At 69.7% G+C, this 19,969-nt stretch carries 18 protein-coding genes and 2 tRNA genes; 12 read left to right on the top strand and 8 right to left on the bottom strand.

The window, feature by feature from the left end:
- Positions 1-86 precede the first annotated feature (86 nt).
- Positions 87-722 carry a DsbA family protein gene (locus ACFYV5_RS20610; protein WP_389170294.1) on the top strand — a complete coding sequence of 212 codons (636 nt, stop codon included), beginning with the start codon at positions 87-89 and terminating at the stop codon, positions 720-722.
- Positions 723-843: 121 nt separating this feature from the next.
- Here the strand turns inward: ACFYV5_RS20610 and ACFYV5_RS20605 are convergent, their stop codons facing one another.
- From ACFYV5_RS20605 to ACFYV5_RS20595, 3 genes are all read right to left on the bottom strand, one after another.
- Positions 844-1,488 (bottom strand): superoxide dismutase, encoded by a 645-nt coding sequence (locus tag ACFYV5_RS20605; protein WP_355115480.1) that lies wholly within the window; start codon positions 1,486-1,488, stop codon positions 844-846.
- A 165-nt stretch (positions 1,489-1,653) separates the two neighbouring features.
- Positions 1,654-3,072 carry an amino acid permease gene (locus ACFYV5_RS20600; RefSeq protein ID WP_389170291.1) on the bottom strand — a complete coding sequence of 473 codons (1,419 nt, stop codon included), beginning with the start codon at positions 3,070-3,072 and terminating at the stop codon, positions 1,654-1,656.
- A 115-nt stretch (positions 3,073-3,187) separates the two neighbouring features.
- Positions 3,188-4,582, bottom strand: a complete 1,395-nt coding sequence (locus ACFYV5_RS20595; RefSeq protein ID WP_389170288.1) for an amino acid permease — start codon at positions 4,580-4,582, stop codon at positions 3,188-3,190.
- Positions 4,583-4,849: 267 nt separating this feature from the next.
- Between ACFYV5_RS20595 and ACFYV5_RS20590 the strand changes: the two genes are divergently transcribed.
- Positions 4,850-5,443, top strand: a complete 594-nt coding sequence (locus tag ACFYV5_RS20590; RefSeq protein WP_389170285.1) for a biotin transporter BioY — start codon at positions 4,850-4,852, stop codon at positions 5,441-5,443.
- Positions 5,444-5,447: 4 nt separating this feature from the next.
- Here ACFYV5_RS20590 and ACFYV5_RS20585 read toward each other — a convergent pair whose 3' ends face one another.
- A complete protein-coding gene (locus tag ACFYV5_RS20585; RefSeq protein ID WP_389170282.1) occupies positions 5,448-6,779 on the bottom strand; it encodes an FAD-binding oxidoreductase in 1,332 nt (443 codons plus the stop codon).
- A gap of 80 nt (positions 6,780-6,859) precedes the next feature.
- Entirely contained in the window at positions 6,860-8,305 is a 1,446-nt protein-coding gene (locus ACFYV5_RS20580; RefSeq protein WP_355115488.1) for an amino acid permease, read from the bottom strand.
- 184 nt (positions 8,306-8,489) lie between these two features.
- On the opposite strand from ACFYV5_RS20580, the gene ACFYV5_RS20575 reads away from it, so the two are divergent.
- Positions 8,490-8,978, top strand: coding sequence for a ribose-5-phosphate isomerase (locus ACFYV5_RS20575; protein ID WP_355115489.1), 489 nt, complete (start codon positions 8,490-8,492; stop codon positions 8,976-8,978).
- Positions 8,979-9,042: 64 nt separating this feature from the next.
- Positions 9,043-9,852: an Fpg/Nei family DNA glycosylase gene (locus ACFYV5_RS20570; protein WP_389170278.1), complete on the top strand. Its 810-nt coding sequence runs from the start codon at positions 9,043-9,045 to the stop codon at positions 9,850-9,852.
- Between the two features lie 34 nt (positions 9,853-9,886).
- Here the strand turns inward: ACFYV5_RS20570 and ACFYV5_RS20565 are convergent, their stop codons facing one another.
- Entirely contained in the window at positions 9,887-11,116 is a 1,230-nt protein-coding gene (locus ACFYV5_RS20565; protein WP_389170275.1) for a GNAT family N-acetyltransferase, read from the bottom strand.
- A 107-nt stretch (positions 11,117-11,223) separates the two neighbouring features.
- Between ACFYV5_RS20565 and ACFYV5_RS20560 the strand changes: the two genes are divergently transcribed.
- The 3 genes from ACFYV5_RS20560 to ACFYV5_RS20550 all read left to right on the top strand — a co-directional run bounded on the left by ACFYV5_RS20560 (position 11,224) and on the right by ACFYV5_RS20550 (position 13,235).
- Positions 11,224-12,369 carry a PP2C family protein-serine/threonine phosphatase gene (locus ACFYV5_RS20560; RefSeq protein WP_389170272.1) on the top strand — a complete coding sequence of 382 codons (1,146 nt, stop codon included), beginning with the start codon at positions 11,224-11,226 and terminating at the stop codon, positions 12,367-12,369.
- A 46-nt stretch (positions 12,370-12,415) separates the two neighbouring features.
- Positions 12,416-12,865 (top strand): HD domain-containing protein, encoded by a 450-nt coding sequence (locus ACFYV5_RS20555; protein ID WP_355115495.1) that lies wholly within the window; start codon positions 12,416-12,418, stop codon positions 12,863-12,865.
- Between the two features lie 175 nt (positions 12,866-13,040).
- A complete protein-coding gene (locus ACFYV5_RS20550) occupies positions 13,041-13,235 on the top strand; it encodes a hypothetical protein (RefSeq protein ID WP_147978023.1) in 195 nt (64 codons plus the stop codon).
- Between the two features lie 59 nt (positions 13,236-13,294).
- Here ACFYV5_RS20550 and ACFYV5_RS20545 read toward each other — a convergent pair whose 3' ends face one another.
- Both ACFYV5_RS20545 and ACFYV5_RS20540 read right to left on the bottom strand, forming a co-directional pair.
- Positions 13,295-14,863 (bottom strand): hypothetical protein, encoded by a 1,569-nt coding sequence (locus ACFYV5_RS20545; RefSeq protein WP_389170267.1) that lies wholly within the window; start codon positions 14,861-14,863, stop codon positions 13,295-13,297.
- 142 nt (positions 14,864-15,005) lie between these two features.
- A tRNA-Gly gene (locus ACFYV5_RS20540) sits at positions 15,006-15,079 on the bottom strand.
- A 131-nt stretch (positions 15,080-15,210) separates the two neighbouring features.
- Between ACFYV5_RS20540 and ACFYV5_RS20535 the strand changes: the two genes are divergently transcribed.
- The 5 genes from ACFYV5_RS20535 to clpX all read left to right on the top strand — a co-directional run bounded on the left by ACFYV5_RS20535 (position 15,211) and on the right by clpX (position 19,867).
- A tRNA-Pro gene (locus tag ACFYV5_RS20535) sits at positions 15,211-15,287 on the top strand.
- Positions 15,288-15,448: 161 nt separating this feature from the next.
- The gene (tig, locus tag ACFYV5_RS20530; protein ID WP_355115499.1) at positions 15,449-16,843 is read left to right on the top strand and encodes a trigger factor; all 1,395 of its coding nucleotides are present in this window, start codon (positions 15,449-15,451) and stop codon (positions 16,841-16,843) included.
- A gap of 241 nt (positions 16,844-17,084) precedes the next feature.
- Positions 17,085-17,702, top strand: coding sequence for an ATP-dependent Clp protease proteolytic subunit (locus tag ACFYV5_RS20525; protein ID WP_355115501.1), 618 nt, complete (start codon positions 17,085-17,087; stop codon positions 17,700-17,702).
- Positions 17,703-17,764: 62 nt separating this feature from the next.
- Positions 17,765-18,427, top strand: a complete 663-nt coding sequence (locus ACFYV5_RS20520) for an ATP-dependent Clp protease proteolytic subunit (RefSeq protein ID WP_137994695.1) — start codon at positions 17,765-17,767, stop codon at positions 18,425-18,427.
- 156 nt (positions 18,428-18,583) lie between these two features.
- Positions 18,584-19,867, top strand: coding sequence for an ATP-dependent Clp protease ATP-binding subunit ClpX (gene clpX, locus ACFYV5_RS20515; protein WP_355115503.1), 1,284 nt, complete (start codon positions 18,584-18,586; stop codon positions 19,865-19,867).
- Positions 19,868-19,969 lie beyond the last annotated feature (102 nt).

Genomic DNA, 19,969 nt, shown 5'->3' with positions numbered 1-19,969 from the left:
ACTGACGTTCGGCACTCGGGGAATGCACCCGCCGCCCGAGGACGTTGCCGCTTCTGGCGCACAGACACCCGTCCCTGAGGAGTGACATGTCCGAGAGCAGGACCACCGCCGACTTCTGGTTCGACCCCCTGTGCCCCTGGGCCTGGATGACGTCCCGCTGGATGCTCGAGGTCGAGAAGGTGCGCCCGGTCGACGTGCGCTGGAAGGTGATGAGCCTGGCCGTCCTGAACGAGGACAAGCTGGACGAGGTCCCGGCCGAGTACCGGGAGATGCTGGAGACCCAGGCCTGGGGCCCGGTCCGCGTGGTCATAGCGGCCCAGCAGCTGCACGGTGACGAGGTCGTCGGCAAGCTCTACACCGCGCTCGGCACCCGCTTCCACAACAAGGGCGAGGGCCCCACGCGCGAGGCGATCTCCGGGGCCCTCGCGGACGTCGGCCTGCCGGCCGAGCTCGTGGAGTACGCCGACAAGGACACGTACGACGCCGAGCTGCGCGCCTCCCACAAGGAGGGCATCGACAAGGTCGGCCAGGAGGTGGGCACGCCGGTCATCTCCGTCCCGGGCGCGGACGGCGACCAGGTCGCCTTCTTCGGTCCCGTCGTGACCCCGGCCCCGCGCGGCGAGGCGGCGGCCCGGCTGTGGGACGGCACGCTGCTGGTGGCGTCGACGCCCGGCTTCTACGAGATCAAGCGCACGCGGACGGCGGCGCCGAGCTTCGAGTAGTCCGCCCCGGCACCATGGAAGAACCCCCGTGATTCACGTCATCACGGGGGTTCTTCGTTCTTCCGCCCGCCCGGTGAAGGTTGAGAAGACGATCACGAGCAGGACGACCGAGGGGTGCTGATCAGATGGAGATCAGCGGGACGGACGCCTTGGCGGCCTGGTAGCGCTTGTTCACGTCCTGCCAGTTGACGACCTGCCACATCGCCTCGATGAAGTCCACCTTCTGGTTCTTGTACTGCAGGTAGAAGGCGTGCTCCCAGGCGTCGAAGACCAGCACCGGGATCGAGCCCTGGCCCACGTTGCCCTGGTGGTCGTAGACCTGCTCGACGATCAGCCGGCCGCTGATCGGCTCGTACGCGAGGACACCCCAGCCGGAACCCTGGGTGGTCGCGGAGGCCTTGGTCAGCTGGGCCTTGAACTTCGCGAAGGAGCCGAAGGACTCGGTGATGGCGTCCGAGAGGTCCCCCACGCCGTCGGCGGCCAGCGGCTCGCCGCCGCCGCCGTCCTTCGGGCTGTTCATGTTGTTCCAGTAGATGGAGTGCAGGATGTGGCCGGAGAGGTGGAAGGCCAGGTTTTTCTCCAGGCCGTTGATCGAGCCCCACTGCTCCTTGTCGCGCGCCTCTTCCAACTGCTCCAGGGTGTCGTTGGCGCCCTTGACGTACGCGGCGTGGTGCTTGTCGTGGTGCAGCTCGATGATCTGCGGATTGATCACCGGCTCCAGCGCCGCGTAGTCGTACGGCAGTTCCGGAAGGGTGTAGATCGCCATGTGCCGAGCCTCTCGCTGCTGGTGCTTATTGCAATCTATATGCAAGTGCAGGCTAACAGCAGTAGAGCTCCGAAGTTGATCAGCCGTTGGGCCTAGGTCTCGCGTCGGAAAACGCAAGAACCCCCGGACCGAGAGGTCCGGGGGTTCCGTGCGTACGCGGCGGGGTCAGGCGTCCTGCGACACCGGCCCGCGCGCCTTCTGCACGACGAGGCCGATCGCGGCGAGCAGCACCGTGAGGCCGCCCGTCCAGTACAGCTGGACCCGGGTGCCCTCCTCACGGGCCATCAGGAAGAAGATCACCGCCATGCCGGCCAGCGCCACCCAGGTCAGCACCGGGAACGCCCACATCTTCACGACCAGCTTCTCCGGCGCCTCGCGCTCGGTCCGGCGGCGCAGCAGCAGCTGCGAGACGGCGATGAAGAACCAGACGACGAGGATGATCGCGCCGATGGTGTTCAGGAGCCAGACGAAGATGTCGTCGGGCCGCCAGTAGCTCAGCAGCACACAGAGGAAGCCGAAGACCGAGGAGACGAGCACCGCGGGGCGCGGCACGCCGCCGAAGGTCCGGCCCAGCGCCTTCGGGCCCTGACCGCGGGCGACCAGCGAGGTGGCCATCCGGGACGCGCCGTAGATGTTGGCGTTCATGGCCGACAGCAGGGCGATCAGGACGACGACGTTCATGATCTGGCCGGCGGCCGGGATGCCCAGGTGGTCGAGCGTGGCCACGTACGGGCCCTTGGCGACGACCGCCTCGTCGTCCCACGGGACGAGCGTGACGATGACCGCCATCGAACCGATGTAGAAGAGCGCGATGCGCCACATCGCCGTACGGACGGCCTTGGCGACACCCTGCACGGGGTGCTCGGACTCGGCCGCGGCGATGGTGACCGTCTCCAGGCCGCCGTACGCGAAGACGGAGGCGAGCAGACCGACGATCAGACCCTCGGAGCCGTTCGGGAAGAACCCGCCGTCACCGGTGAGGTTCGCGGTGCCCGGGGCGTCCGAGCCCGGCAGCACGCCGACGATGGCGAGTACGCCGATGCCGAGGAAGAGGACGATCGCGCCGACCTTGAGCGCGGCGAACCAGAACTCGAACTCGCCGAAGTTCTTCACCGCCGCCAGGTTGGTCGCGCAGAACACCAGCATGAAGAGGGCCACCCAGGCCCACTCCGGGGTGCCCGGGAACCAGCCGGTCATGATCTTCGCCGCGCCGATGCCCTCCAGGCCGACGGCCACGCAGAGCAGGAACCAGAAGGCCCAGCCCGCGGTGAAGCCGGCCCACGGGCCGATCGCGCGCTCGGCGTGGACGGAGAAGGAACCGGAGGCGGGGTTCGCCGCCGACATCTCGCCGAGCATGCGCATCACCAGCATGACCAGGAGCCCCGAGATCGCGTACGCGACCACGATCGAGGGACCGGCGGCGGCGATACCGGCGCCTGAGCCGACGAAGAGGCCGGCGCCGATGACGCCACCGAGGGCGATCATCGAGAGATGACGCTGCTTGAGGCCGTGCGTGAGTCCCTGTGAGAGGGGTGCCCGGTCGTCCTTGCGGTCGACGGGCTCGGGCGCGGTGGTCCGTGACATGGGCCGCCCTGTTCATTGGCTGAGACGGGGGAACGGCCCACAGTCTGAGCGGGCTCCCCGCTCACAGGGAACAGATGTCCGCTATACGGTCACGATCTTCACACAAAGTGAAGGATCATGACCGAGCCGTACGCAGCTCCCGCAGCCAGGCCACCAGCAGGACGGCCCCGGTGGCCGCGCCCGACCACAACACCTGCGGCCGAGCCCCGTCATCGGTCAGCATCAGCACCAGGACGGCACCCATCGCGGCCAGCGCCGCCCAGGTCAGCCAGGGGAAACCCCACATCCGCAAGGTCAGGGTCTCCGGCGCCTCGCGCTCGATCCGGCGGCGCAGCCTCAGCTGGGAGACCGCGATCAGACCCCAGACGAAGAGGAGGACGGCGCCGACCGCGTTGAGCATGTAGAGGAAGACCGAATCCGGCCACTTCAGATTCAGCAGCACCGAGACGAAGCCGAAGGCGACCGACGCGAGCACCGCCCGGCGCGGCACCCCGCCGGCCGAGACCCTCAGCAGCCCCTTCGGCGCCTCGCCGCGCTCGGCGAGCGAGAAGACCATCCGCGAGGAGCCGTACAGATTGGCGTTGAGCGCCGACAGCAGCGCCACGAAGACCACGACGTTCATGATCTGGCCGGCCGACGGCACCCCGAGGGAGTCGAGCACGGCGACGTACGGCGACTGGCCCGGCTTCATGGAGGTCCAGGGCAGCAGGGTCACGATGACCAGCATCGAGCCGACGTAGAAGAAGAGGATCCGCCACACGGCGCTGCGCACCGCGCGCGCCACGTTGCGCGCCGGGTCGTCCGACTCGGCGGCCGCGATCGTCACGACCTCCAGACCGCCGAAGGCGAAGACGACGGCGAGGACTCCGGAGACCACGCCCTCCCAGCCGTTGGGCAGGAAACCGCCCTGGCCGGTCAGATTCGCCGTCCCCACCGGATAGGTGTCGGGAAGCCACCCGACGATCGCCAGCGTCCCCAGGATCAGGAACAGGACGATCGCGCCCACCTTGAGCGCCGCGAACCAGAACTCGAACTCGCCGAAGTTCTTCACCGCCGCGAGGTTGGCGACGGTGAACACGATCATGAAGATCAGGACCCAGCCCCACTGCGGGACGCCCGGCACCCAGCCGTGCGCGATCTGCGCCGCGCCCGTGGCCTCCACGGCGAGGACGACGACCAGCAGGAACCAGTACAGCCAGCCCACCGAGAAGCCCGCCCAGCGCCCGAGCGCCCGCTCGGCGTGGACGGAGAAGGCGCCCGAGGCCGGCATGGCCGCCGACATCTCGCCGAGCATCCGCATGACCAGCATCGCGAGCGTGCCCGCGATCAGATACGAGAGGACGATGCCGGGCCCGGCGACCGCGATGCCCGCGCCCGAGCCGACGAAGAGACCGGCCCCGATCACCCCGCCGAGCCCGAGCATCGTCAGATGACGCTGCTTCAGCCCGTGGGAGAGCGGCTCCGGTTCGGGGGCGAGGGGAGCCGGGGAGGAGGGCGGCGCGTCGTGCATGGGAAGGGCTCGTGCTCTCGCTGGATTCACCAAGGGATTTATGGAGAACCCACAGTCTCCCCGGTGACGGCCCCTTGACGCAAAAGGGACCTCTCGGCGAGCTTCCCAGTGACAAGCATCACGTGGCGCGCGGGATTGGGCGCTGCTGTTTGTCCGATTCCGACGAAGGGCTCAACCTCCGCTTTGTGAGCGGCTGATGGTGATCGAGCGTTCACTCCTCGACTACGGTCAACATGACCCTGCCACTCTCACCCCTGCGGAGTACCGATGAGCACCGCCGCCGCACCCGTCCGTTCCCTCCGCCCGGGAACGGTCCTCGCCGACCTCGTCCCGGCCAGCCGGGCCCGCGACATCGCGCTGGTCGTCGGCGGCGCCGCGCTCACCGGCATCGCCGCGCAGATCGCCGTCCCGGTCCCCGGCTCCCCGGTCCCCGTCTCCGGCCAGACCTTCGCGGCCCTGCTCGTCGGCACGGCGCTCGGCGCCCGCCGCGGCTTCCTCTCCCTCGCCGTGTACGCCCTCGTCGGCATGGCGGGCGTGCCCTGGTTCGCGCAGGCCACCTCGGGCTACGCGATGCCCTCCTTCGGCTACATCCTCGGCATGCTGCTCGCCGCCACCGTCGTCGGCGCCCTCGCGCGCCGCGGAGCCGACCGCTCCGTGCTCCGCACCGCGGGCACGATGGCGCTCGGCTCCCTGATCATCTACGCGGTGGGCGTGCCGTACCTCGCCCTCGCCACCGGCATGTCGCTGCCGCAGGCCGTCGCGGCCGGCCTGACCCCGTTCCTGATCGGCGACGCGCTCAAGGCCGCGCTCGCGATGGGCGTGCTGCCCACCGCCTGGAAGCTCATCGGCCGGAAGAGCTGAGACGCTACCCGGGCACGATGTTGTAGTTCCTGCGGAAGAGGTTCGCCGGGTCGTACATCCCCTTGACCCGGGCGAGCCTCTTGCGCGTCTCGGCGTCGTACAGCCCCTCCGTACGCTCGCCGTCCCCGAACAGGAAGTTCAGCGCCCGGCCGGTGGCCCACGGAGCGACCGTCAGCTCCACGCGCGCGTGGAGCTCCTTGATCGGTCCCGTGCCGTCCTCGCCGATCGGGTACAGCGCCCGCACGAGGAAGCGCGCGTCGCGGTGCGGCACCGCGTTGGGCCGCTCCTGGGCGAGCGCGCCGCCCAGGTGGCTGATCTGGAGCACGGCCATCCGGTCCGCCGCGGGCCCGGTGAGCCGCAGCAGTTCGGCCGCGGCGTCCACCGGCAGATCGCTCACGGTGATGCCGTCGCCCCAGTAGGCGTGGGGGAAGTCCGGGTCGCTGTGGATCGTGTGGCTCTCGGTGTACGGCATCTCCCGCAGCGAGTCCGAGAGCGCGGGACCGATCGCCCGCAGCGGCGCCACGAGCCGCTCGCCCTCGGCCGCGTCCCCGGTGAACGCGAGCCGCACCGACACGACGTAGGCGCCGCGCAGCGGCTCCGGCAGCATCGGGGCGTCCGGGTAGACGAGCGCCGCGAACGTCGACGTCACCGTGTCCGGCACGGTCTCGGCCCACTCCCGGTACGCCCGCACGATCGTGGCCGGATCCACCCGGCGCCCGTCGAAGGAGATGTCCCCGCCGTACAGCCGCGCGACCGGGACCAGGCCCACCTCCAGCGCGGTCACCACACCGAGGTTCTGACCCCCGCCGAGCAGCGCCCCGTACAGCTCCGGGTCGCTCGCGGCCGTCACCTGCCGCAGGGCGCCGTCCGCCGTGACCACGTCGAGCGCGCGCACATGGTCGGCGGTCCAGCCGAACTCCCTGGCGAGGATCCCCACACCACCGCCCAGCGTGTACGAGACGGCCCCCACGCCCGGCGCCGACCCGTTCAGCGGGGCGAGGCCGTGCGGGGCGGCCGCCTCGACGACCTGCCCCCAGCGCACCCCGGCCTCGATGTGCGCGGTCCGCGCCACGGGGTCGATCCGGACCCCGTCCATCCGCCGGGTGGTGATCAGCATCCCGCCCTCGGCCGCGCCGGGCAGCCCGTGCCCGGTGGCCTGGACACCGACCGGCAGCCCGCGTTCGGCGGCGTACGAGACGGCCGCCCGGACCTCCTCGGCGTCGGTGGCCCCGACGACGACCTCGGGGCGGACGGTGAAGCCGGTCTGGAAACCGGCGATCTCCTGGGCGTACCCGGGGTCGCCGGGGCGGAAGACGTACTGGGCGGCGATGGACATGAGAAGGCTCTCCGTTCCCGAGGTGGTCGGTGTACGGAGAGCCTCCCGCTCATACCTGACATCGGCCGTCAGGTATGGATTCAGTCCTTCGTGACGGGCTCCGCGGTCTTCCCGAAGCGCTCGCGGACCACGGCGATCGCCACGACCAGGCCACCCACCAGCAGCGACAGCAGGACCTGCTCACGGGCGGAGCCGCCGTTGTAGAGCATGTAGCCGAGGACGAAGACGATCATCGCGATCGTCGCCCAGGTGAGGTACGGGAAGAGCCACATCTTCACGAGCAGCTTCTCCGGGGCCTCCCGCAGGATGATCTTCCGCATGCGGAGCTGCGAGAAGCAGATGACCAGCCAGACGAAGAGCGCGATCGCGCCGGACGCGTTCAGCAGGAAGGCGAAGACCGTGTCGGGCCACTTGTAGTTGAAGAAGACGGCGACGAAGCCGAAGACGACCGACCCGATGATGGCGGCCCGCGGCACGCCCTTCTCGGTCGTCCGGGCGAAGGCCTTCGGCGCGTCACCGCGCCGGCCGAGGGAGTGGGCCATGCGCGAGGCGGTGTAGAGGCCCGAGTTCAGGCAGGACAGCACCGCGGTCAGGATGATGACGTTCATGATCTGACCGGCGTGCGGGATGCCGATCGAGTTGAGCGCCGCGACGTACGAGCCGTCCTTCTGCAGCGACGGGTCGTTCCACGGCAGCAGCGAGACGACCACCAGGATCGAGCCGAGGTAGAAGATGCCGACCCGCCAGATCACGCTGTTGGTGGCCTTGGCGACCGCGCGGCGCGGGTCCGAGGACTCCCCGGCGGCGAGGGTGACGATCTCGCTGCCCATGAAGGAGAAGACGACCATCAGGATGCCCGTGAGGATCGCGCCGTAGCCGTTGGGCAGGAAGCCGCCGTGCTCGGTGAGGTTGCTCAGTCCGGCCGCCGAGGTGTCGGCGCCGGGCAGGACACCGAAGATCGCCAGCCCGCCGACCACGATGAAGGCGGCGATGGCGACGACCTTGATGCCGGCGAACCAGAACTCGAACTCACCGTAGGAGGCGACCGAGCCGAGGTTGGTGGCGGTCAGGACGACCATCACGATCAGCGCCCACGCCCACTGGGGGACGGACGGGATCCAGCCGTTCAGGATGTCCGCGCCCATGGTCGCCTCGACGGCGAGCACGACGACCCAGAAGAACCAGTACAGCCAGCCGATGGAGAAGCCCGCCCAGCGTCCGAGCGCCCGGTCGGCGTGCGCCGAGAAGGAGCCGGAGGTCGGGTTGGCGACGGACATCTCGCCGAGCATCCGCATGACGAAGACGACCATCGTGCCCACGAGCGCGTAGGACAGCAGGATGCCGGGGCCCGCGGCCTTGATGCCGGCCGCGGAGCCGCCGAAGAGTCCGGCGCCGATGACGCCACCGATGGCGATCATCGAGAGATGGCGGTTCTTCAGACCGGCCTTCAGTCCGTCGGAATGCTGGGAATCACCGGTGGTTCCGGTGTTCCCGCCTTCCTTCGTAAGGGTCGGCTGCGTGTTCATGAACGCTTCCTAACGTGAGAGGGGCGCTCGGGTCGCGAGCTGGAGCATTGAAACCCGTGACCCGGGGTGATCGGAAGACCAGATTCCGGATCGTTGTGCGAAATCCGTAGGTCCAGACCAGTACGGGTGACGGCCCCGACCCCGCTGACCGCTACCCGGGACCCCGCGTGCCACACTCGGAACCATGCGCGTGTACCTCGGCTCCGACCATGCCGGTTTCGAACTCAAGAACCACCTCGTCGAGTGGCTGAAGGCCCATGGCCACGAGCCCGTCGACTGTGGACCCCACATCTACGACGCCCTGGACGACTACCCGCCGTTCTGCCTGCGTGCCGCCGAGAAGACGGCCGCGGACCCGGACAGCCTGGGCATCGTCATCGGCGGCTCCGGCAACGGCGAGCAGATCGCCGCGAACAAGGTGAAGGGGGTGCGCGCGGCCCTCGCCTGGAGCGAGCAGACCGCCGCCCTCGGCCGCGAGCACAACAACGCCAACGTCGTCGCCATCGGCGGCCGGATGCACACCCAGGAAGAGGCGACGAAGTTCGTCGAGATCTTCCTGAGCACCCCGTACTCCGGTGACGAGCGTCACACCCGCCGGATCGACATGCTCTCCGCGTACGAGACGACCGGCGAGCTCCCCCCGATCCCGGCCCACCACCCGCAGCAGGGCTGACCGCCCGTCCCCCGTGCCGCCGGCTCACCCCGGCGGCACGGCCATGCCGTCGAGGAGAACAGCAGTGCCCGAGGGGCATACGATCCACCGCCTCGCCGAGGACCACCTGGAGCGCTTCGCCGGACGGCCCGTGCGCGTGAGCAGCCCGCAGGGCAAGTTCTCGGACAGCGCCGCCCTGCTCGACGGCCGGGTCCTGGACGGTGTCGACGCCCACGGCAAGCACCTCTTCCTCGGTTTCGAGGACATCGGCTGGGTCCACGTGCACCTCGGCCTGTTCGGCAAACTCGGCTTCGGTACGACTCCGGCGCCGCCGCCCACCGAGACGGTCCGGCTGCGCCTCGTCAACGACGACCACTACGCCGACCTGCGCGGTCCGACCACCTGCGCGCTGATCACCGAGCCCGAGAAGCGGGCGATACACGACCGCCTTGGCCCGGACCCGCTCCGCGGTGGCGACGATCCGGACAAGGCGTGGCGCCGGATCTCGACGTCCCGCACGACGATCGCGGCCCTGCTCATGGACCAGAAGGTCATCGCGGGCGTCGGGAACGTGTACCGCGCGGAGGTCCTCTTCCGGCACGGCATCGACCCGTACCGCGCGGGCAGGGATCTGACCCGCCCCGAGTGGGACGCGATCTGGGACGACCTCGTGGACCTGATGCGCGAAGGTGTCCGCCACAACCGCATCGACACCGTCCGCCCCGAGCACACGCCGGAGGCGATGGGCCGCCCGCCGCGCGTCGACGACCACGGCGGCGAGGTCTACGTCTACCGCCGGGCCCTCCGCCCCTGCCACATCTGCGGCGCCGAGATCCGCACCGCCGACCTCGCCGCCCGCAACCTCTTCTGGTGCCCAGGCTGCCAGCAGCGCTGACGCTCCGGCCCCCCCCGCCCACGAGGCTGCCGCGTCAGAACCCGTGCGGCAACCACGGCGCGACAGGCGACCCGAACGCCACCGACGCCTCCACCAGGGCCCCGCCCCGAAGCTCCCGCACCCGCCCCGCCGCGGCCAGCGAGGTCAGGCTCACGCCCCCCAGGTACGCAGCCCCCAACTCCCGTACGGACAGCGAAAGATCCGCGGCCTCGTCCGTACGGACGCACACCGCCCCCTTCGCGTCCCCCGTCAGCCGCCAACGCCCCTCGTTCCAGGGACAGAACGCGTCCGCCACCTCGAACACCACGTCCACCGGCGCCTGGTACGTCCGCGCCGACAGCGCCGCACCCACGTCCACCAGACGCAGGTGCAGCGAGTCACGCTGCGTCGGAGCGCACCGCCGCACATCCGTCACCAGGTGCTGCCAGGCGTCGTCCACCGGCCTGCCGTGGATCCGGACCGAGGACGTCAGGTCGATCGAGCAGAGGAACCGCCACAGCGCCGCCTCCGCCGCTGGGTCCAGCGCCCCCAGATCCTTCAGCAGCACACTGCCGTCGGCCCCGGCCGGCGACCACTCCGGCTTGATCGCGTACAGCGCGTACCCGACGACCTCCCCGTCCCGCTCCGCCAGCACGCACTGCCGCGGCGAGGCCCCGCCCCGCTCGCCCTCCGGGTCGATCAGCGGCAGCCGCTCCCAATGGGGCCGGCGGGCCAGCATGCCGGGCCGGCGCGGCACCAGCCGCGCGTAGACGGCCTCGCAGGCCGCGGCCGCCTTCACCGGGTCGGCCTGCCGCAGCACCACCTCGTCCGTCCCCTCCGGCACCGTGAGCCCCACCCGGGTCGTGTCGATCGACGCCCGCGTCTGGTACGTGGCGATGCCGTAGCCGAACCGTCCGTAGATCTCCGGTTCCGACGCCGTCAGGACGGCCAGCGGCTCGCCCCACGCGCGTACGTCATCGAGCTGACGCCGCATCATCGAGCTGAGGATCCCGCGCCGTCGGTGCGTCGCGGCCACGCTCACCATCGTGACGCCCGCCGTCGGCACGATCGCCCCACCCGGTACGGACATCCGGAAGGTGAACGCGCCCGCCGTGCCGACACAGCTCTCGCCGTCCCAGACCCCGATGAAGCGGTCGTGCTCGGTCAGGTCCTGCCAGAGCCGCCGCTCCTCCGGGGCCTCCGGAACGCCTCCGAAGGCGAGCTCCAGAGTCCCGTACCAGTCGTCCCACTCGGCCGCGTCCAGCACCCGCAGTTCAGTCGTCATATGCCATCGATATCAACGCCCGGCAAGGGAACGCGACCCGATTTCGCGCGCAATGTCTGAGGGGTCCCCCTGCACGAGGTCCGACCGGGTGGATAGGGTCCAGGCCAATGAGAAATCGCCCGGGTGTCGCTTCGTACTCGGCCCGGATGCGCAAACGCGCGCACCGGGTCCGCATCTCCCTGCGCAGATCCGGTGTCGACTACTTCCGCGGCGAGGGCTCCGACTGGGTCGCCTTCGCCGGTCTGCTCCTCACCATTCCCGCGATCACCTGGGGCACACTCACCAATCCGGTGTGGTGCTCGCCCGCCGCGCTCGTCCTGCCGATCGTGGCCGGCGGACTGCTCCTGCGCCCCGCGAGCCTGCTCGGTCTGTACGCGACGGCCGCAGGCGCCCTGATCGTCGAGTCGATCGTGCTCGGCCCGTACACCCAGGGCCCGGTCCGCGTCACGCCCGGCACGGTGCTGGTCGTCGCGGCCTGTGGACTCTTCGGGCTGCTCATCGCCCAGTTCCGGGCCCGGGTCGGCGTGCCCTGGCGGCGCGGCGGCACCATGCTCTTCGACCTCCGCGAACGCATCCGGGCCCAGAGCGCCCTGCCGCGGCTCCCCAAGGGCTGGCACCGCGAGATGGCGCTGCGCCCGGCCGGCGGCCAGTCGTTCTCCGGCGACTTCGTCGTCGCGGCCCGCACGAACGGCGGCCGCACACTGGAGGTCCTGCTCACGGACGTGTCCGGCAAGGGCATGGACGCCGGCTCGCGCGCCCTTCTCCTCTCCGGGGCCTTCGGTGGTCTGCTCGGCTCTCTGCCGCCGCACGGCTTCCTGCCGGCCGCCAACGGCTATCTGCTGCGCCAGGACTGGGACGAGGGCTTCGCCACCTCCATCCACCTGGTGCTCGACCTGGAGTCCGGGGACTATGAACTGCTGTCCGCCGGCCACCTTCCGGCGCTCCAGCTCCACGCGGGCACCGGACGCTGGGAGGAGAAGTCCGGCGAGGGCCCGCTCCTCGGCGTCTACGACGGCGCCGAGTTCCACCCGGTCAAGGGCTCGCTCGAGCCCGGCGACGTCCTCATGCTCTTCACCGACGGACTCGTCGAATCCGCCGACCGGGACATCGCCGAGGGCATCGACCGCCTCACGGGCGAGGCCGACCGCTACGTCGCCTCCGGCTTCGAGGGCGCGGCCTGGCACCTGATCGAGGCCTGCGCGAAGGACGTCAACGACGACCGCGCCCTGCTGCTCATCAGCCGCCGGACCTGAGCTCCCCGGGGCAGCGCTCCGTCGCACCGCGCCGTACAGTCGGTCCATGCCGTACCTCACCCTCGCCCAGGTCGAATCGCTCGCCGTCGCGGCCCACGAGGGCCAGACCGACAAGGCGGGACGCCCGTACGCCGAGCACCTGCGGGCGGTGGCCGAGGGGGTACGGGCGCGGGGCGGGAGCGAGGAGCAGATCGCCGCAGCCTGGCTGCACGACTCCGTCGAGGACGACGCGCTCTCCGTCGAGTGGCTGGATTCGGCCGAACTCCCGCGCTCGGTCAAGGACATGGTCCTCGCGCTCACCAAGCGACCGGGCGAGGGACCGGAGTCGTACACACGGCGGATCCTCGCCGTCCCGGGCGCCCTCCTCGTCAAGGAGGCCGACCTCGCGCACAACGCGGACCCGGCCCGCCTCGCCCTCCTCGACGAGCCGACCCGCACCCGGCTGACCGCCAAGTACGCCACCGTACGAGGACTGCTCGGGCTCACCGACAGCTGACCCGAGCCGGAAACGATCAAGACGAATTCTCGCGGGTTGGCTCGATTCCTCCGTCCACGATTCGTCACCCGGGGCCGGTGGGCAAGAAGTTGGTGGCACGATGGATGCAGCGGGGGTGTTCTGTGACGTGCGCTCCCGGGCGGCAAGGTGGGACCGACCGAGGGTGTGATCAGTTGTGGCCATTTCACTGTCTGTGGTGCTGCTGTTGGCGATCATCCTGGTGGTGCTGATCCGCGGCGGAAACCTCAAGGCCGGCCCGGCCGTGGTCGCGGTGCTCTTCGGCTTCTTCCTTGCCTCCACGGGCATGGCCGACGACATCCAGCGCTTCCTCGACTCGATAACGCAGACCGTGAGCTCCATCAAGTTCTGAACCGGCCACGGGCCCCCGTCGATCCCGACGGGGGCCCGTGACAGGTGTGCCGCGGCGCGTCAGAAGAAGCTGACGCCCCTCCAGCCCGAGGCGTGCAGGGTCACCGGGGCGCCCAGCGAGCCGTCCTCGGCGGCCGGGTGGAGCAGCAGCGCGCCCGAACGGTCACCGGTGACCAGATCGCTCCGCCCGTCGCCGTCCAGGTCCCCGACGACGGCCACGGAGGGCCGCTGACGCGCGGACCAGCCGGACGGGGCGACGGTGGTCGGCGTCCCCAAGGCCCACAGCTCGGTGGTGCCGTTCTCGACGGGGTAGTACGCCACCGTCCCCTTCTTCGTGTCCCGTGCCCAGAAGAACGGCAGCCCGACCTCCTCGGGGCCCTCCGCGAAGTGCACCGACTTCGACGCCCAACCACTCGCGGCGAGGACGTACGGATCACCGGCGTAGAGCTGCCCCCCGTTGTTCAGGTGGAAGAGCAGGAGCCGGTCCCCCTCCTTGGCCAGCAGCATGGGCATGGTGCTCTCGCTCCGGCTCAGCGAGATGTCCGTGACGCGCGACCAGTCGTACCCGGTGATCTCCACCGGCGCGCCGAAGCCGCCCTCGCCGTTCCCCGGGTACGCGAACAGCTTCCCGTCCCGCAGCGCGACGATGTCGTTGCGGACATCGTTCGGCTCCTGCGGGCCGTACCGGTTGACGAGCCAACTCGCCCGTGCCAGCCGCGCGTTCGACCAGTCCCGGCCGTCCGCGACGACCGGGGCGCCGAAGCCGCCGCCCTCCTGGCCGACGCGCAGGGTGAGCTTCCCGTCCGCGCCGACACCGAGGAGATCGGCGCGGCCGTCGCTGTCGTAGTCACCGAAGCGCTCGACGAACGGGTAGGTGATCCAGTAGTCGGCGGACGCGCGGTCGGACTGATTGCCCGCGCGGTCGCGGGCCCGCACCCAGACGGAGCCCGGACCGGTCGATTCGGGGGTGACGAACGTCGTCGTGGCGGTTCCGTCGGCTCCGACCGGCACCATGGTGTCGGCCGTGCAATCGGCGGTGGTGTATTTCGGGTCGACGCAGAAATGCGTTGCCTCGGTCCCCGCCGGAAGGCTGACACGCACCGTGCGGACCGTCCCGGGCGGCGCCCCGTTGGGATACGCCTCCTTGTCCGCGAAAGCCACAGCCGGCGCGCCCGGCCTCGTCCGGTCCACGTTGAAGCCGCACGGCGCGGTCCAGGCGGAGGCGCCGCTCGTGCTCTCCAGCCGGGCCTGCCACCAGTAGCCCTCGCCCTCGGGCAACCGGTCCTCGGGCACCCGCAGCGTGGCGTAGCTCCCCGCGGACGCGCCGATGGACAGGTCGAGGATCGGCGTGGTGGCTCCGGCATCGCTGCCCTGCCACAGCACGTAGTGCACCTGCGGGTGCCCCTCGGTGCTGCTCTGGCCGTCCACGCGCAGGGTCAAGCTGACATCGGTGTTCCCGATCCAGGGCAGCGCGCCGGAGGTCACGCACGTCCCCCCGGGCAGCGTCTTCGGATCTCCCGGCGTGTACGGATACTCCTCCGCGGCCTGCGCCGTCCCGCCCCCCAGCAGCCCGGCCGCGCACGCCAGGGCCAGCGAGGCCGCCCCCAGCCAGGTGTTCGTTCTCTTCATGGGTCCCCTCCCCGACAAGCAGCTGACCAGAGTTGATCACTGCGGGGCGAACCTATCGGGAGGTTCGGACATCCGGCCCGGGGTTTTCCGGCGGCGAACGACTCCGGCCCGGCCCCTCGAAAGGGGCCGGGCCGGAGTCGTATGGAGCGGGCGACGGGAATCGAACCCGCGTAGCTAGTTTGGAAGACTAGGGCTCTACCATTGAGCTACGCCCGCACAGGTCGCGCCGCAGGTCACGAAGGCCGCGGCACGGACAGCATCGTAGCGGGTCCCGGGCGGTCCCCGCACACCCCATAAAGAGGGGGCGTCGCACCGTCCTCGTGCATGTACCCTACGTGTCGCACCGACGGGGTGTGGCGCAGCTTGGTAGCGCGTCCGCTTTGGGAGCGGAAGGCCGTGGGTTCAAATCCCGCCACCCCGACCACCATGATCGCGCGATGCAAGATCGCGTTGTGGGCCTCATCCCGCTTGCGGTTACTATGCAAGCTGCGTGCCCGTGTGTCTCTCTGACCGGGCCGATCGGCCGGAACCGCCACCCAGCGGCATCGGCAGAATCCAAGAATCAGCCACCAAGGAGACCGAACCGTGAAGAGCGCCGTGGAGACCCTGAACCCGACCCGGGTTCGGCTCACTGTCGAGGTGCCCTTCGAGGAGCTCAAGGACAGCCTCGACGCGGCGTACAAGAAGATCAACCAGCAGGTCACGGTCAAGGGCTTCCGTAAGGGCAAGATCCCGGCTCGTGTGATCGACCAGCGGTTCGGCCGTGGTGCGGTGCTGGAGGAGGCCGTCAACGACGCCCTTCCGAAGTTCTACACCGAGGCCGTCAACGAGGCCGAGGTCAACCCGCTGGGTCAGCCCGAGGTCGACATCACCGAGCTGAAGGACGGCGAGCTGCTGGCCTTCACCGCCGAGGTCGACATCCGCCCGACGATCGAGATCCCGGACTACTCCGGCATCGAGGTCACCGTCGACGCGGTCGAGGTCACCGACGAGGACGTCGAGAAGTCCGTGCAGCAGCTGCGCGAGCGCTTCGCCTCCACCAACCCGGTCGAGCGCGCCGCCGCCGAGGGCGACGTCGTCACCCTCGACCTCGAGGCCAAGGTCGACGGCGAGGTCCTGCCCGACGGTGTCGCCCAGGGCGTCTCGTACACCATCGGTTCCGGCGAGCTCCTCGACGGCATCGACGAGGCCGTCACCGGCCTGGAGGCCGGCGGCGAGGCCACCTTCACCTCGCAGCTGAAGGGCGGCTCCGCCGAGGGCAAGGACGCCGAGGTCACCGTCAAGGTCACCGCCGTCGCCGCCCGTGAGCTCCCCGAGCTCGACGACGACTTCGCGCAGCTCGCGTCGGAGTTCGACACCCTCGACGAGCTCAAGGCCGACAGCCGCAAGCGTCTCGAGAACATGAAGCAGTTCGACCAGGCCACCCAGGCCCAGGAGCGCGTCCTCGACGAGCTGCTGAAGCTGGCGGACGTCCCGATGCCCGAGAAGCTGCTCGAGGACGAGATCAACACCCGCAAGCACAACCTGGAGCACCACCAGCTCGGCCAGATGGGCCTCGACCTCGCGAAGTACCTGGAGATCCAGGGCAAGACCGAGGAAGAGTTCCTGGCGGAGACCAAGGAGCAGGCCGAGAAGGGCATCAAGACGCAGTTCATCCTGGATGAGCTCGTCAACAAGGAGAAGCTCAACGTCAGCCAGGAGGAGCTCACCGAGCACCTCATGCGCCGCGCCGCCTCCTCCGGCATGAGCCCCGACCAGTTCGCCCAGGCCGTCGTCGAGGGTGGCCAGGTGCCGATGCTCGTCGGCGAGGTCGCCCGCGGCAAGGCCCTCGCGGTCGTCGTCGAGGCCGCCAAGGTCGTCGACACCAACGGTGAGGTCGTCGACCTCGAGGACGACGAGGACGAGGCCGAGGCCGCCGCCGAGACGGTCGAGGCCGTCACCGGTGACGCCGAGGTCGCCGAGGAGAAGAACGAGGCCTGAGCCTCGCTCGAACCGCAGGTCCACGGGCCCGGACGCACTGCTGTGCGCCGGGCCCGTGCCCGTATCCGGGGCCCGGTTCCGGGCTCCGCGCGGGCGTCGACAACCTTGCGCTCCCAGCGAACAGTTAGGGAACCGGGATGGTGTTGTCCTACCTGCGCGTTAGGGTCCATGAATACGAGGGCACTGCCCTCAGAACGAGACGCGAGACGGCCGTCGCCGTCGGAGACGAGCAGGTGGATACGTGACGAATCTGAAGCCTTACGCCGCGGGTGAGCCGTCCATCGGTGGTGGCCTCGGCGACCATGTCTACAACCGGCTGCTCGGCGAGCGCATCATCTTCCTCGGCCAGCAGGTCGACGACGAGATCGCCAACAAGATCACCGCGCAGATGCTGCTCCTTGCCGCCGACCCGGACAAGGACATCTACCTGTACATCAACAGCCCCGGTGGCTCGGTGACGGCCGGTATGGCCATCTACGACACCATGCAGTACATCCCCAACGACGTCGTCACCATCGGTATGGGCATGGCGGCCTCCATGGGCCAGTTCCTGCTGACCGGCGGCGCCAACGGCAAGCGCTTCGCGCTGCCGAACACCGACATCCTGATGCACCAGGGCTCCGCCGGCATCGGCGGTACGGCCTCGGACATCAAGATCCAGGCCGAGTACCTCCTTCGCACGAAGAAGCGCATGGCCGAGATCACCGCGCACCACTCCGGTCAGACGGTCGAGGCGATCATCCGCGACGGCGACCGTGACCGCTGGTTCACCGCGGAGGAGGCCAAGGACTACGGCCTCATCGACGAGATCATCTCTGCCGCTTCGGGCGTTCCGGGCGGCGGCGGCACGGGCGCCTGAGCGCCGGCAGTCCGCTGAACAGCCCCAGCCCACCGAACGCCACCAGGACGGTGAACATCCAGATGCAGAACAACCTCTCCCCGAGCGGCCTCTACACCGGCGCTCCGATGGACAACCGGTACGTCGTCCCGCGCTTCGTGGAGCGTACGTCGCAGGGCATCCGTGAGTACGACCCGTACGCCAAGCTCTTCGAGGAGCGCGTGATCTTCCTCGGCGTGCAGATCGACGACGCCTCCGCCAACGACGTCATGGCGCAGCTGCTGTGCCTGGAGTCGATGGACCCGGACCGCGACATCTCGATCTACATCAACAGCCCCGGTGGCTCCTTCACCGCGCTGACCGCCATCTACGACACGATGCAGTTCGTCAAGCCGGACATCCAGACGGTCTGCATGGGCCAGGCGGCCTCCGCCGCGGCCGTGCTGCTCGCCGCCGGCACGCCCGGCAAGCGGATGGCCCTGCCGAACGCCCGTGTGCTGATCCACCAGCCCTCCGGCGGCACCGGCCGTGAGCAGCTCTCCGACCTGGAGATCGCGGCCAACGAGATCCTGCGGATGCGGACCCAGCTGGAAGAGATGCTGGCCAAGCACTCCTCGACGCCGATCGAGAAGATCCGCGACGACATCGAGCGCGACAAGATCCTGACCGCCGAGGACGCCCTCGCGTACGGCCTGGTCGACCAGATCGTCTCGACCCGCAAGAGCACGGCCGCCGCGGCAGCCTGACGCTCGGCCTTCCCCTGGCACGGTCGGCGTGGCTGAATCACGACCATGCGAACCGTGCCAAGGGGGGCCCGAACGGGGGGCCCGGCAAGGTACCGTCGAATATGAGGCACCAGGAGTCGCTGAACCAAGCGCTCCCAGGCGAAGGGGAAGCACCTCGTGGCACGCATCGGTGATGGCGGCGACCTGCTCAAGTGCTCGTTCTGCGGAAAGAGCCAGAAGCAGGTGAAGAAGCTCATCGCAGGACCCGGTGTGTACATCTGCGATGAGTGCATCGACCTCTGCAACGAGATCATCGAGGAAGAACTCGCGGAGACGAGCGAGGTCCGGTGGGAGGAACTCCCCAAGCCGCGCGAGATCTACGAGTTCCTCGAGGGGTACGTCGTCGGGCAGGAGCCCGCGAAGAAGGCCCTCTCGGTCGCGGTGTACAACCACTACAAGCGCGTCCAGGCCGGCGAGAACAGCGGCGGCGCGGGCCGTGACGACGCCATCGAGCTGGCGAAGTCCAACATTCTGCTGCTGGGCCCCACCGGGTCCGGCAAGACGCTGCTCGCGCAGACCCTGGCCCGGATGCTCAACGTCCCGTTCGCCATCGCCGACGCGACGGCGCTGACGGAGGCCGGCTATGTCGGCGAGGACGTCGAGAACATCCTGCTCAAGCTGATCCAGGCGGCCGACTACGACGTCAAGAAGGCCGAGACCGGGATCATCTACATCGACGAGATCGACAAGGTCGCCCGGAAGAGCGAAAACCCGTCGATCACGCGTGACGTGAGCGGTGAGGGCGTCCAGCAGGCGCTCCTCAAGATCCTGGAGGGCACCACCGCCTCCGTACCGCCGCAGGGCGGCCGCAAGCACCCGCACCAGGAGTTCATCCAGATCGACACGACGAACGTGCTGTTCATCGTGGGCGGCGCCTTCTCCGGCCTGGAGAAGATCATCGAGTCGCGTGCGGGCGCCAAGGGCATCGGCTTCGGGGCGACGATCCGCTCCAAGCGCGAGATCGAGGCGAGCGACCAGTTCCAGGAGGTCATGCCCGAGGACCTGGTGAAGTTCGGGATGATCCCGGAGTTCATCGGCCGTCTCCCGGTCATCACCTCGGTGCACAACCTCGACCGCGAGGCCCTGCTCAAGATCCTCATCGAGCCGCGCAACGCGCTGGTGAAGCAGTACCAGCGCCTCTTCGAACTCGACGGCGTGGAGCTGGACTTCGACCGCCCGGCCCTGGAAGCCATCGCCGACCAGGCGATCCTGCGCGGCACGGGCGCGCGCGGTCTGCGGGCCATCATGGAAGAGGTCCTGATGTCGGTGATGTACGAGGTCCCGTCCCGCAAGGACGTGGCCCGGGTCGTCATCACGGCGGACGTCGTGCGCAACAACGTGAACCCGACGCTGGTCCCGCGGATCGTGAAGAACGACGGACGGCACGAGAAGTCGGCGTAGGACGAGAACACACAGGGGCGCCCGGCCCGGTGTCGCCAAACCGCCCGGCGCCCCCGGGGGTGGCCGGCCGCCCGGCGGGGGTCGCGCCGCCGTGGAGCGCAT

The organism is Streptomyces sp. NPDC003035 (assembly GCF_042888285.1).
GTDB lineage: Bacteria > Actinomycetota > Actinomycetes > Streptomycetales > Streptomycetaceae > Streptomyces.
This window is presented reverse-complemented; position numbering and strand designations above follow the sequence as displayed.

Coding starts and splice junctions, on each gene's coding strand:
- ACFYV5_RS20590 (WP_389170285.1), top strand. CDS start 4,850: ATGAGCACCGCCGCCGCACCCGTCCGTTCCCTCCGCCCGGGAACGGTC.
- ACFYV5_RS20560 (WP_389170272.1), top strand. CDS start 11,224: ATGAGAAATCGCCCGGGTGTCGCTTCGTACTCGGCCCGGATGCGCAAA.
- ACFYV5_RS20605 (WP_355115480.1), bottom strand. CDS start 1,488: ATGGCGATCTACACCCTTCCGGAACTGCCGTACGACTACGCGGCGCTG.
- ACFYV5_RS20600 (WP_389170291.1), bottom strand. CDS start 3,072: ATGTCACGGACCACCGCGCCCGAGCCCGTCGACCGCAAGGACGACCGG.
- ACFYV5_RS20610 (WP_389170294.1), top strand. CDS start 87: ATGTCCGAGAGCAGGACCACCGCCGACTTCTGGTTCGACCCCCTGTGC.
- ACFYV5_RS20555 (WP_355115495.1), top strand. CDS start 12,416: ATGCCGTACCTCACCCTCGCCCAGGTCGAATCGCTCGCCGTCGCGGCC.
- ACFYV5_RS20520 (WP_137994695.1), top strand. CDS start 17,765: ATGCAGAACAACCTCTCCCCGAGCGGCCTCTACACCGGCGCTCCGATG.
- ACFYV5_RS20565 (WP_389170275.1), bottom strand. CDS start 11,116: ATGACGACTGAACTGCGGGTGCTGGACGCGGCCGAGTGGGACGACTGG.
- ACFYV5_RS20575 (WP_355115489.1), top strand. CDS start 8,490: ATGCGCGTGTACCTCGGCTCCGACCATGCCGGTTTCGAACTCAAGAAC.
- ACFYV5_RS20545 (WP_389170267.1), bottom strand. CDS start 14,863: ATGAAGAGAACGAACACCTGGCTGGGGGCGGCCTCGCTGGCCCTGGCG.
- ACFYV5_RS20585 (WP_389170282.1), bottom strand. CDS start 6,779: ATGTCCATCGCCGCCCAGTACGTCTTCCGCCCCGGCGACCCCGGGTAC.
- ACFYV5_RS20595 (WP_389170288.1), bottom strand. CDS start 4,582: ATGCACGACGCGCCGCCCTCCTCCCCGGCTCCCCTCGCCCCCGAACCG.
- ACFYV5_RS20580 (WP_355115488.1), bottom strand. CDS start 8,305: ATGAACACGCAGCCGACCCTTACGAAGGAAGGCGGGAACACCGGAACC.